Source organism: Tessaracoccus pujii (assembly GCF_055326215.1).
The window spans coordinates 232,839-245,466 of the sequence record NZ_JBUZNP010000006.1 but is presented as its reverse complement, the minus strand read 5'-3'; the positions used below and the strand labels follow the sequence as shown (position 1 = coordinate 245,466).

9 protein-coding genes are annotated in these 12,628 nt (G+C 70.4%); 7 read left to right on the top strand and 2 right to left on the bottom strand.

Annotation, left to right across the window (positions count from 1 at the left end):
* Positions 1 to 68 precede the first annotated feature (68 nt).
* A complete protein-coding gene (locus tag ACZK5N_RS10840) occupies positions 69 to 1,187 on the bottom strand; it encodes a glycosyltransferase family 4 protein (protein ID WP_459018628.1) in 1,119 nt (372 codons plus the stop codon).
* Positions 1,188 to 1,321: 134 nt separating this feature from the next.
* Between ACZK5N_RS10840 and ACZK5N_RS10835 the strand changes: the two genes are divergently transcribed.
* Entirely contained in the window at positions 1,322 to 3,529 is a 2,208-nt protein-coding gene (locus tag ACZK5N_RS10835) for an amylo-alpha-1,6-glucosidase (protein ID WP_463624921.1), read from the top strand.
* Positions 3,526 to 3,918: a MerR family transcriptional regulator gene (locus tag ACZK5N_RS10830; protein ID WP_459018631.1), complete on the top strand. Its 393-nt coding sequence runs from the start codon at positions 3,526 to 3,528 to the stop codon at positions 3,916 to 3,918. The genes ACZK5N_RS10835 and ACZK5N_RS10830 overlap by 4 nt, the downstream gene beginning before the upstream one ends.
* Here the strand turns inward: ACZK5N_RS10830 and ACZK5N_RS10825 are convergent.
* Positions 3,871 to 7,083: a DEAD/DEAH box helicase gene (locus ACZK5N_RS10825; RefSeq protein ID WP_463624920.1), complete on the bottom strand. Its 3,213-nt coding sequence runs from the start codon at positions 7,081 to 7,083 to the stop codon at positions 3,871 to 3,873. The genes ACZK5N_RS10830 and ACZK5N_RS10825 overlap by 48 nt on opposite strands.
* 139 nt (positions 7,084 to 7,222) lie before the next feature.
* Between ACZK5N_RS10825 and ACZK5N_RS10820 the strand changes: the two genes are divergently transcribed.
* The 5 genes from ACZK5N_RS10820 (at position 7,223) to ACZK5N_RS10800 (ending at position 12,612) form a co-directional block, all read left to right on the top strand.
* Positions 7,223 to 7,894: an SDR family NAD(P)-dependent oxidoreductase gene (locus ACZK5N_RS10820; RefSeq protein WP_463624919.1), complete on the top strand. Its 672-nt coding sequence runs from the start codon at positions 7,223 to 7,225 to the stop codon at positions 7,892 to 7,894.
* Positions 7,895 to 7,970: 76 nt separating this feature from the next.
* Entirely contained in the window at positions 7,971 to 8,189 is a 219-nt protein-coding gene (locus ACZK5N_RS10815; RefSeq protein ID WP_459018634.1) for a dodecin, read from the top strand.
* A gap of 70 nt (positions 8,190 to 8,259) precedes the next feature.
* The gene (locus ACZK5N_RS10810; protein WP_463624918.1) at positions 8,260 to 9,939 is read left to right on the top strand and encodes a long-chain-fatty-acid--CoA ligase; all 1,680 of its coding nucleotides are present in this window, start codon (positions 8,260 to 8,262) and stop codon (positions 9,937 to 9,939) included.
* 286 nt (positions 9,940 to 10,225) lie between these two features.
* On the top strand, positions 10,226 to 10,735 hold the full coding sequence (locus ACZK5N_RS10805; RefSeq protein WP_463624917.1) for a SigE family RNA polymerase sigma factor: 510 nt from the start codon (positions 10,226 to 10,228) through the stop codon (positions 10,733 to 10,735).
* Positions 10,732 to 12,612 carry a hypothetical protein gene (locus tag ACZK5N_RS10800; RefSeq protein ID WP_463624916.1) on the top strand — a complete coding sequence of 627 codons (1,881 nt, stop codon included), beginning with the start codon at positions 10,732 to 10,734 and terminating at the stop codon, positions 12,610 to 12,612. The genes ACZK5N_RS10805 and ACZK5N_RS10800 overlap by 4 nt, the downstream gene beginning before the upstream one ends.
* The last annotated feature ends 16 nt before the right edge of the window (positions 12,613 to 12,628 follow it).

Below are 12,628 nucleotides of genomic sequence, written 5' to 3'. Positions count from 1 at the left end.
ACCCGGCTGGGTATCGCCTGGCGAGTTCCGGGTCACGGGACAATGGCGCCGAGCGCCATTGGGAACGCCTACGCGACTGCCACGAGTGGGCGGGTCCTCTCCTCAGGGCCCGTCCCGCCGATGACCTGGCGGTACACGCGCTCGTAGCCCGCCCCCATCACCGGGAGGTCGAAGCGCAGCTCGGCGTCCCTACGGCACGCGGCCGGGTCGATGGTGTGCAGTGCTCGGATCGCGGCCACAAGGTGGTCGAAGGACGCGCAGACGAACCCCGTCTGGCCGTGCCGGACGATCTCCGGCACGGATCCACGGGGCGTCGCGATCACCGGCGTGCCACACGCCAGCGATTCCGCCATCACCATGCCGAAGGGCTCGTCCCACTGGATGGGGAACAGCAGGCAGGCGGCCTGCGCGAACAGCTCGCGCTTCATCGCGGCGTCCGCCTCGCCCACGTAGTGGACACCGCTGCCCAGCAGCGGGCGTACGGCCTCGTCGAAGTAGGACTTCTCAGCCGTCTCATTGAGTTTCCCCGCGAGGATGATGCGACGCCCGGCACGCTGGGCCGCCCTGATGGCGAGGTGTGCGCCCTTGTCCGGACTGAACCGGCCGATCCACAGGAGGTCGTCGCCCTTGTCGGCGTTGTACGGGAAGCTGGCCACGTCCACCGCGTTGTGCACGGTGCCTACCCAGTTGAGATCCGGAGCGAGCATGCGTTGGGCGTCGGAGATGGCCACGAGGCCGATCCGCGTTCCGAGCCTGCGGTAGTAGTCGCCGTTGTCGTTGGCTACCGGACCGTGCATGGTGACGACGGTGGGGCAGCGTCTTCCCACCGCGGTGAGTGGCCCGGCCGCCGAATGATCATGGATCAGGTCGAGATCGCTGTCGGCCAGCGCCCGCTGCGCCTCGGCAGCCTGGATGAGTTCGGGGAGCACGCTCGAGCCGAGCAGGTGCGAGGGGGGCTCGTCGTAGACCTGCACGAACCGCTGTGCGCGGGTGCCGGCTTCTCCGGAGGCGACGAGGGTCACATGGTGCCCTCGGTCCACGAGCTGGTCCACCAGCGAGGCCACCACCTCTTCGGTGCCGCCGTATCCCCTCGGGGGGATCTGGAACCAGGGGGGCGCGACCATGCCGATCCGGAGCTTGCGGGCCGTGCCGGCAGTCTCCTGGGCTTGTCCGATCTTGAGAGACATGTCACCTCCTTCTTCACCTCGGTCGGGGTGAGCCGACGGAGCGGTGAAGTTGATCTTCACAATCCAACAAACCTATATATAGGATGAGAAGTTCAGAGAGTCAAGAGCGCCAGATGGCCATGAGGAGAACTGAGATGGACGTCACGTCGGCTGACTTGGCCCGGACTACCGCCTCGACGATCGAATCGGACCCCACGCGTCCGCTCGGACTCGGCCCGGTCCACCCGCCGTCCGAGACGGTCACATTGGTCGAGGGTTCGTCGTTCAGTACGTCGCGGACGAACGGGGACATGCAGCCGCACCTGGCGGATGGCCTGTTCGTCCGAGACACCCGCGTGCTGTCGAGGTGGCAGCTGCGCATCGACGGCGACGAGATCGAGTCCCTCGGGGTGCAGCCGTCCGAGCCCTACGAGTGCCGCTTCGTCGGCCGGGTCCCGGCCAGGCCGGGCCAGGTCGAGGCCACCCTCGTGGTCGAGCGCCACCGCATGGTGGGGCACGGAATGCGGGAGGACGTCACCGTCACGAATTACGGCATGGAGCCCGCCGGCGTGGACGTCTCGCTGCACATCGATGTGGACTTCGCCGACCTGTTCGAGGTCAAGGAGCGCAGACCGGTGCGCCCCCTGGCCGTGACCACCGCCGCGACCCTCGACGCGCTCACCTTCAGCCTGGACGACGGAGGCGCCGATGCCCGGGGGGTGCGGATCACGGCATCGGGGGCCAGAGCCGTCCCGGGTGCGCTCCTGTTCCAGACGGTCATTCCCGCGAAGGGTGCATGGCAGGTCAGCGTCGAGGTCACCAGCACCTCGGGGGTTCTCGGGGAGGGCGCATCGTTCCCGCTGGATCAGCCGTTGGATGGTGCCCGGCCGGCTCAGCGGATGCGTCGGTGGCGGCACGCCACCGCGAAGGTCTCGGTGGACAACGCGGTCCTCGCGGCCGCCCTCCGCACGAGTCAGCGCGACCTCGGAGCGCTGCGCATCATCGATCCCGATAACCCGGAGGACGACGTCGTCGCGGCCGGGGCGCCGTGGTTCATGGCGCTCTTCGGACGCGATTCCCTGCTGACCGGGCACATGATGATGCCGTTCGCTCCGGACCTGGCGCTCGGCACGTTACGGACACTGGCCAGGAGACAGGGGGCTAGCGCCCACCCCATGACGGAGGAGCAGCCGGGCCGCATCCTGCACGAGGTGCGCCTCGGTGCCGATGCCTCTCTCGCGCTCGGGTCGAGCCGGGTGTACTACGGCTCGGTCGACTCCACGCCGCTGTTCGTCATGCTGGCAGGCGAGGCGTTGCGCTGGGATGTGGATCGCGCCGCGCTCCTGGAGTTGATGCCCGCGGTGGAGGCCGCCGTCGGGTGGATCCTCCACCACGGCGACCTTGACTCCGACGGCTTCGTCGAATACCGGCGCACCAGCGATCGCGGCCTGTGGAATCAGGGCTGGAAGGACAGCAGCGACTCGATGAACCACCGCTCAGGGGCGGAGGCGTGCCCGCCGATGGCGCTGGCGGAGGTGCAGGGCTACTGCTACGCGGCGCTGCTGGCCGCGGCGGACCTGGACGACGCGCTGGCCGGCGGAGCCAAGGCGGCAGGTCTGCGCCGCCGGGCGGCAGACCTCAAACAGCGGTTCCACCAGGCATTCTGGTGCCCCGAGATCGGGTTCTACGCCATGGCGCTGGACCGCGACAAGCTCCCCCTCGAGGTGGTCTCCTCCAACATCGGGCACTGCCTGTGGACCGGGATCATCGACGATGACCATGCTGACCGCGTCGTCGCCCGGCTCCTGGCCGACGACATGTTCACGGGATTCGGCCTCCGCACGCTCTCCTCGGAGGAGGCACGGTACAACCCGATCAGCTACCACAACGGGTCCGTGTGGCCTCATGACACCGTGCTGGCCGCGGCCGGCATGCAGCGGTACGGCCGCCGTGACGAGGCGCTCCGGCTGCTGCGCGGCCTTCTTGATGCGGCCGAGGCGTTCGACGGGCGCCTGCCCGAGCTGCTCGGCGGCTTCAGCCGTGCCGAGCACGCCGTGCCCGTGCCGTACCCGACGTCATGCTCCCCCCAGGCCTGGGCGGCCGCGACTCCGTTCGAGATGCTGCGGATCCTGTTGGCACTGCACGCAGACGGGGGCGACGGCGGCGTGGCGGCGGGGCCGGTTCCCGCATTCGTGGGTGCGGCGGCCGTCACGGGCATCAGGGTCGGGCGCCGCAGTTTCGACGTCGTGGCTGACTGCGATGAGGTCCGGATCACCCCCGCCGCGGCTCAGGACGGAGTCGGGATACCCGGCCGCCCAGGCGACATCCCTGCGGCCGGCACAAGCGGGCCCGGTGCGCGATGACGCAGGAGAACCACCTGCCGATTCCCGCGCATCCGGTGGATCGGGACACGCCGTTCTACACGATCGGGCAGGTCGCGGCGGTGCTGAGCCTCCAGCCGGCCACCCTGCGGCGGTTCGACGAGGAGAGCGTCGTGTCGCCCGGCAGGTCGCGGGGCGGCCAGCGGCGGTATTCAGCGCGGGAACTCGAACTGCTCCGCGAGGTGATCTCACTGACCAACGAGGGTCTGACGTTGGCAGCGGTGCGGCACGTGTTGGAGCTGCGCCGCCGCGTGGAGGAGCTGGAGCAGGAACTCTCGCACATCAAGGGTCAACGCGACGAGGCGGGGGAGAGGCCGCGCCAGCTACTCGTCGAAGAGGCCGCGGATGTCGGCGGCCGTGATAGCGCCTGACGAGAACGAGCCGGAATCGATCACGGAGGTGAACAGGTCACGCTTGCGCTCCTGCAACGCCACCACCTTCTCCTCGATGGTGTCCTCGGAGACCATCCGGTAGACGTTGACGGACCGCGTCTGCCCGATGCGGTGCGTCCGGTCGATAGCCTGGTTCTCCGCCGCCGGGTTCCACCACGGGTCGAGGACGAAGACGTAGTCCGCCTCGGTCAGCGTCAACCCGAAGCCGCCTGCCTTGAGCGAGATGAGGAACACCGGGTCCGTGCCCTCCCGGAACTGCGCGATCCGCGCGGGCCGGTCCCTCGTCCGCCCGTCGAGGTAGGCGTAGCTGATGCCCGCGTCGTCGAGCGCCTCCCGCACCAGCTTGAGATACCCGGTGAAGCTGCTGAACACCAGCGCCCTGTGGCCCTCGGCGGCCAGTTCAGTCACCTGCTCCACCAGGGCGGTGACCTTCGCCGACGACGCGGAACTGTGCCCCGGGTCCACCAGGACGGGGTCCAACGCCAGCTGGCGGAGCATCGTCAGCGCCCGGAAGATCGCCACCCGGTTGCGGTCGATGTCGTCCAGCATCCCCAGGACCCGCTGGCGCTCCCGCTGGAGGTACTTGTCGTAGACCTTGCGGTGGGCCGGCGTCAGCTCGACGCGCTGCACCTGCTCGATCTTCTCCGGGAGTTCCTGCACCACCTCCCGCTTGGTGCGGCGGAGGACGAAGGGCTTGATCCGCCGTCGGAGGGTCTCGAGGGCCAGAAGGTCGCGCTCCGCCTCGATGGGCTTGCGGAACCGCTCGATGAAGTGCTCGGGGCGTGGGAACAGGCCGGGGGCGGCGAGCGACAGCATCGCCCACAGATCCATCAGGGAGTTCTCCAGCGGCGTGCCGGTGATCGCGAGCGTGAACGGTGCCCCCAGCCGTCGGGCCGCCTGATAGGTGCGGGACCGGTGGTTCTTCACGAACTGCGCCTCGTCGAGGATCAGCCCGCTCCACGGCAGCGCCCGGTATTCGGCATCCTCCAGCCGCATCAGCGTGTACGAGGTGACCACGACGTGCGCACCCGCAACAGCCGCGGCCACGTCGTCGCCCCGCTTCTTCCCCGTGGCCGTGATGGCCACGACCTTCAGGCCCGGAGCGAACTTGGCCGCCTCGTCGACCCACGTCCCCACCACGCTCGCCGGGGCCACGACGAGCACGGGGGATCCGTCGAGCTGGCCGGCCTCCCGTGCCCGCTCGAACAGGGCGAGGGTCTGAAGGGTCTTGCCCAGGCCCATGTCGTCGGCCAGGACGCCGCCGAGGCGGGCGTCCCACAGCGTGGTCAGCCATTGGTAGCCGTGGACCTGGTAGGGCCGCAGCGTCGCGTTGAGCCCCTCGGGCAGGGGTACATCGCTGCGGTCGGCGTCCGGCAGTAGGCGCTCGACGGCCGCCGTCCAGCGCTGGCTCTGGCGGGCCACCACGCCCAGCCCCACCAGCTCCTCCCACAAACCCGCCTGGTACGGACTGAGGCGCAGCGAGCCGGAGGTGGCGTCGTCGGTGAGGTCGCGCGCCTCCTCGATGAGGCGGCGGAGATCGTGCAGCTCAGGGATGTCGAGGCTGAACCAGGTGCCCGAGTCCAGCAACAGCGCGTCGTCGCCCGCGGCCAGCGCGTGGAACAGCTGGTCGAACGGGACAGCCTGGCCGTCGACCGTCACCGTGACGTGCAGGTTGAACCAGTCGCGGTCCTCGGTGTCGTCCGAGGTGAGGTGGATGACGGGCGCCTCGTCCGCCTCCGCGTAATCCACGGCGTCGCCCACCTCGTCGACGACCACGCCTGCCTCGCGCAAGGCCGGCAGCGTCTCGGAGAGGAACGGGGCCACCGCCATGCCGCGCAGCTCGGCCTCCTCTGCCAGGGGGTGGCGTTTCGCGCCAAGAAGGGTGGGGTGCCGGGAGAGCAGGGTCGCGGCGTGCGCGGCGAGACGCTGCTCGACGTGATGCTCGCGCGGCGGGCCGCCGGGTGTGGGCAGCAGCGGGACGACGGTGGGTTCCCCGCCCGGCAGGGGCGACGGGTAGGCGAATCCCCAGCGCAGCTCGGCCACGTGTCCGGAGAGGTGCGTCACGCCGAGGCGCAGCCGGGGAGGGCTGAGATCGGGCGGCTCGATGCTGCCGTCGGAGGTGGTGACGGCGCCCGAGCGGGCCAGGGCCGGGTAGTAGAGGGTGAGGAAGCGGTTGACGTCGTCGGCGGGGATCTCGACGCCGGTGCCCTCAGTGAGCAGCCCCTCGAGCCCTTCCGGTGGCGGAGCCGCCAGCGGCCACAGCGTGAGTTCCCCGGCGTTGAGATGGGCGAAGCCGTGCGCGGGATTGCCGATGAGGAAGACTCGCCCGCCGGCCTCCGGGTCGATCACCGTCGCCCGGGCTTGGGCGTGGATGCCTCCGTCGGGGGAGCGGGTGAGGTCCAGCGAGACGGTCGCGGATTCGTCTGCCAGGGTGAGTGACCGCAGACCCTCGCCCGGGACCAGCTCGATGCCGGCCGCGACGATCCGGCGCAGCATCGGCCAGGCGAGCGGGCCCAGATCCGCGAGATCGAGGGTTGCGGTGGAGCCGTAGGCGAACTGCGCATCGGGTGACAGGCGGAACAGCTGCGCCAGGACGGCGCGTTGCGGGGGGTTCAGCTCGGTCGAACGCCAGGCCTGCACCAGGTCGGTCCAGGAGGCGCCCGTCTTCACCCACGGTGCACGCGCGCCTTCGCGCAGCGGTGCCAGGCGGACCCGCGACGGCAGGGGACCGTACTGCGTGCTGGGCAGTGAGAACTCGAGCGCCATCGCCCGGCCGGTGGCCTCGCTGCCGCTCTCGAGGTGCACCAGTTGGCCGAGCTGGCGCTCCCACGAGGGGGTCGCGGCTACTTCCTTGAGGCTGGATCTCGCGGACCGGATGGTCGCGACGACGTGCTTGCAGCCCGCGCGCATCGGGCAGGAACACCACGTGACGAGCCCGCGGGTCCCCCGACGGATCTCGACGGCGTACACCTGGTTAGCGGAGCCGGTGACCAGGGCACTGAGGACCTCGTCGTCGGCCTCGAGGTCCTTGACGCGGTTGAACTCCTGGTAGCTCTTCCCACGGAAGAATGTGGCGGCGCCGAAAACGCGCTTGAGTTCGTCGTCGGGGAATCCCCGGACCCAGTCAACGCCGCGGAGATCCATAGAAGTGCCAGGTTACCCGGCTTGAGCAGGATCCCGTGACGCGTGACTCCGCTCAGGCGTCAGTGGTGCCGCCAGCGCCACCGTGTGGATAGGGTGGGGGGTATAGGTCAGCGATGACCCTCGACCCCAGGAGGAGACCATGCCCACACTGGCCATCATCGGTGCCGGTTCCGGCCTTGGTGCGGCAGTAGCCCGTCGGTTCGCGAAGGAGGGCTTCTCCGTGGCGCTCATCTCCCGCACCGCCGAGCGCGTTCACGTCGTGGCCGAAGAGCTGGCGACAGAGGGGATCACGGCCCGCGGCTACGCGGCCAACGTCCGCGACCACGACGCCCTTCGCTCCGCGCTCGACGACGCCGCGGCAGACCTCGGCCCCATCGACGTGCTGCAGTACAGCCCGCTCCCGGCGAAGGAATTCCTGCGCCCGGTGCTCGAGACCACCGTGGAGGACCTTCAGCCCGCCATCGAGTTCTCCGTCTACGGGCCGCTCGTAGCGGTCCACCACGTGATGCAGCACATGCGGTTCCGGGGCGGCGGCACAGTGCTGCTGGTCAACGGCGGCAGCGCCGTCCGGCCGGTGGCGAAGTTCGCCGGCACGTCGGTGGCGTTCGCGGGGGAGTCGGCGCTGGGCCAGATGCTGCACGACGCCCTGGCGCCGGACAAGATCCATGTGGCCCAGCTGATCATCCCCGGCGGCATCATCGTGGGGCACCCTCGGAAGGACCCGCTCGTCCTGGCCGAGCGGCTGTGGGCGATGCACACCGAGAAGAGCCAGTACCGGCACTTCGCCGGGGACATGGACCTCGACGGCTGACCAGCAGCCGCGGAGCAGGTCGCTTATTGTGGGACGACGGGTGCGTGGGGCATCCGGCGAACAAGGGAGTTCTCTCATGAGTGACCACACCTACAAGGTGACCGAGATCGTCGGCACCTCGAGCGAGGGCCTGCAGCAGGCCATCGACGGCGCCGTTTCGCGGGCGTCCGAGACGCTCAAGCACCTCGACTGGTTCGAAGTCACCGAGATCCGCGGACACATCGCCGACGGCAAGGTGGCCCACTACCAGGTGGGACTGAAGATCGGGTTCCGCCTGGACGGCCACACCGCCTGAGCCGGGCCTGGCTGAACCGCCGGCCGGGGGGCGGCGGTGGACCTGTCGCGGGCAGTGACAGGATGAGGCCATGACCGACGAACGCCCCTGGGTGAAGCATTACCAGCCGGGGGTCCCGGCCTCCATCGACCTTCCGGCCACCTCGCTGGTGGAGATGTGCGAGGACGCGGTGGAGCGCGGCGGCGACGACGTGGCGCTGCAGTTCTTCGGGCGCGAGACCACTTACCGGGCGTTGGGAGAGCAGATCCGCCGCGCCGCGGAGGGCCTGCACCGGCTCGGCGTGCGGGCAGGAGACAGGGTGGCTCTCATCCTGCCCAACTGCCCGCAGCACGTCGTCGCGTTCTACGCGGTGCTGCGGTTGGGCGGGATCGTCGTCGAACACAATCCGCTGTACACCGCTCGTGAGCTCAGGCACCTCTTCGAGGACCACGGTGCCCGCGTCGTCATCGCGTGGGACGCGGCAGTGGCGAAGATCCAGGAGCAGCCGGCAGACATCGAGGTGGAGCACATCGTCGCGGTCAACCTGCTGCGCGCGTTTCCCCTCGTCAAGCGGATTGCCCTGCAGTTGCCGGTGCCGAAGCTGCGCGCCACGCGCGACAGGCTCCACCAGCGCGCGCCCGGGACCACGCCCTGGGAGGACCTCCTCGCCGCGACACCGATCTCCCGCGACCACCCCAGACCGACCCTCGACGACGTGGCCGTCATCCAGTACACGAGCGGCACCACGGGCCGGGCCAAGGGCGCCGTTCTCACCCACCGCAACCTGTACGCCAACGCGCTCCAGGGGGCCGCGTGGATGCATGACGCCGTCGACGGCCGCGAGGTCATCTACGCCGTCCTGCCCATGTTCCACGCGTTCGGCATGACGCTGTACCTGACCTTCGGCATCCTCAAGCGTGCCCGGATCGTGCTGTTTCCCACCTTCGACGCGGACATGGTGCTCGACGCCGCCCGCAGCACACCGCCGACGGTGTACTGCGCCGTCCCGCCGATCTACGAGAAGACGGCGCGGCGGGCGCTCGAACGCGGCGTCAGCCTGAAGTCGGCCAGGTTCTGCATCTCCGGAGCGATGAACCTGACCGACGACATCGTCGACCTCTGGGAGGGCGTGGCCGGCGGCCTCCTCGTCGAGGGGTACGGCCTGACCGAGACCGCGCCGGTGGCGCTGGGCAACCCGTTCCACCCGTCGCGCCGCACCGGCACGATCGGTGTCCCGTTCCCGAGCACGCTGATGCGCGTGGTGCAACCTGAGGACCCGACCCGCGAGGTCACACCCGGCGAGCGCGGCGAGTTGCTGCTAGCCGGCCCGCAGGTGTTCCAGGGCTACTGGAACGCGCCGGAGGAGACCGACGCGGTGCTCCTCCCCGGCGGCTGGCTGCGCACAGGCGACCTCGTCACGGTCGACGCGGACGGCTTCACCACCGTCGTGGACCGGGTCAAGGAGTTGATCATCACCGGCGGGTTCAACGTGTCGCCGACGGAGGTGGAGGCGGTGCTGCGATCGCACGAGGACATCGACGACGCCGCCGTCGTCGGCCTGGCGTTGGCGGGTGGGGGTGAACGCGTGGTGGCGGAGGTCGTCGCGCGGCCCGGCGCCACCGTCGACCCGGAGGCGGTGCGGACCTGGTGTCGCGACCGCCTGGCGGCGTACAAGGTGCCGCGCGAGGTCGTGGTGGTCGGCGAGTTGCCCAAGTCCATGTTGGGGAAGGTGCTGCGCAAGCAGGTCCGGGACCGCCTCGCGGCCCGCTGATGCGTTGAGCCGGATCTGGGTCTCGCAGAGCAAGGGATCGTTCAAACTGGGCTGTTTCGGTGTCGAGGCTCAGATCCGGCTCGTGGCAGTTCGTCGAGAGCCGTGTCCGGCTCGTCGCCGTCCCTCGAGAGCCGTGTCCGGCTCAACCATCCGCCGGTCCGCCGGCGGGACGGTGGACGGGGCACTTCGGGCGTGATTCAGCCCGGTGACCGGTGAGGTCTGGTTCCCTGATCCCAGATGCAGTGAAACCCACCCCCCACCGCGTCTACAGAGCATGGAGGCAGTGATGGACCACGCGGTCGAGGTGACGGCCGGCGGCTTCGACAGGTATGTCGCGGCCCGCGGCGGTGAGCTCTGGGCAGCCGCCTGGCTGCTCACCGGCGACGCCCAACACGCGGAGGACCTCGTCCAGACGGCGCTGTCGAAGACCTACGGGCGCTACGACTCCTTCGACAACGACCACCACTTCGAGGCCTACGTCCGCACGACGATGTACCGCACCTTCGTGTCGTGGTGGCGCCGCCTGCAGTGGCGCTCCGAGGTGCCGTCGGACAGCCCGCCCGACACGCCGTCGCCCCTTCGCGACCCTGCCCCGGCCACCGACCTCCGCCGCGCCCTGGCCCGCCTCCCGCGCCTCCAACGCACCGTCCTGGTGCTGCGCTACTTCGAGGACCGCCCCACCCGCGAGGTCGCGGAGCTGCTGGGCATCCCCGAGGGCACCGTCACCTCCCACGTCAGCCGCGGGCTCGCCGCCCTGCGCACCTCTCCCTACCTCGATCCGGAGGACCTGTCATGAACGAGAACGAGCTGCCCGACGCCCTGCGCGCCGCAGTGCCCCCCCGGCCCAGCACCCGCGGGTGGGCCGCCAACGCGCGCAGCCGTGCGCGGACGCGCCGCGCGGGGGTCGCGGCGGCCGCCGTCGTCGCGGTCGCCGCCCTTGCCGCACCGCTGGCGCTCCAATTCATCTCGCCGCCCTCGGTGGTCCTCGCCACACCCAGCCCGCAGCCCTCGGTCGCGGTCCCGCTCGTTCCCGACGCGTGTGACGACCCCCTCACCGGCGCACTCCCGCTCCTCGACGGCGACCTCCCCGACGGCGCCACCAAAGTCTGGCTGTGCGGGCGCTCGGACACCGGCGCGTCCCAGGTCCTCGTCGGCGCGCCGGACCCCCTCGTCGCGCACGCCGCTGAGGCGGTGGCCGCGTTCAATGCCCTGGACAAGTCCGAGGGGGTCCTGGACTGCATGCCCAATCCCTTGGACTACACCGTCGTCGTCGAGTATCCCGACGGCGCCCACCGGTCCATGCGGATCGCCGGCTGCGGGGACCTGCGTGACACCACGAACATGTTCGAGACCTTCCGGGGGGACGGTGCCGGCTACCTGGCGCAGCTACGCGAGCTGTGGAAGGCCGAGCGCGAGCAGACCAGCTTCACCTATACCGGCACCGATTCGCTATGCAGCACCGCGCCCGCATCGGTGTATCGGCCGCTCGATCCGGCCGACCTCACCCGCGCGGTCACGTGCCGGGCCGATGGGACCGTCGTCGACCTCGACGCCGACCTGACGGCCGATCTCCTGGACGCGATCCGCGGCGGCAGCGGGCTGTCCGGCACAGACGAGCGCGGCGAGATCCCGCTTCCGGATCTCGTCCTGCTCACTCCTGGCGGAGACCCCGTCTCGCTGCACCGCGACGCCGGCCGGGGAGCCGGCCTCTACTGGTGGGACGACGGCACCCAGCGTCGGTTCTGGGGTCCGCTGGACCCCGCCCTGGAGGCCAGGATCGTCGAGGCGCAGGGCCCCGACGGCGGCCCCACCCCCACCACGCCCAGCCCCGTCGCGCCCCTGCCCGACGAACGCGGCGAGGGCCTCGTGTCCACGGTCTGCGATGCCATCCAGTCCGGGGACCTCACGCCGCAGGACCTGCCCGCCACCGAGGATCTTCCCGACGGCGTTGCCCGCGTCTGGCTGTGCGGTGACAAGTGGGAGACGTTCGGCGGGGTGGGCCCCATCGAACCTCTGACCACGGAGCCGGACCGGGTCGTCGAGGCCGTCAACAGCCTCCCCGCCGCCAACTTCGACGCCTGCACCGAGATGGGCGGGCTCACCTTCCACTTGGCGCTCGACTACCCCGACGGCACCAGGCGCGTCGTGTCGGCCGAGACGGTCAACTGTGAATGGGTCGGCGGATGGGGATCCCGCACGGGCGGCGCCCAGCTGCTGCAGGACCTGTTGCCCATGTGGACGGCCCAGCGCGACGAGAAGCCCATGCCGTTCACCGACGACGTCGACCTCTGCACCGATGCGGCCGCCGTCGTCGGTCTCAACTCCGTCGCCACCGTCGAGCGCGGCTCCCTCTACCGGGGCTTCGTCTGCGGACTACCGGCGGACGCGGCGGACGGTGACGGGTGGATCCAGCGCGAACTTCCCGGTGATCTGGTGCTTGCCCTCTCGCAGGCCACCGCCGTGCCGGAGGATTCATGGTCCATCCCGGAAGGGTCCCCCTACCTGGTGCTGTACAACCAGTACGGAGACCCCCTCACCTACCCCGTCGACCAGGACCTGCGGATCCGGATCGCGGCGGGCTCCTGGGTCTACGAGGGTGCGTGGACCCCCGACGGCGACCTCGCGGCCTCCTGGGCCGAGCTGCTCAGCGGCCTCCGCGGCGGCACCCCCTGACCCACGGCGGCCGCCT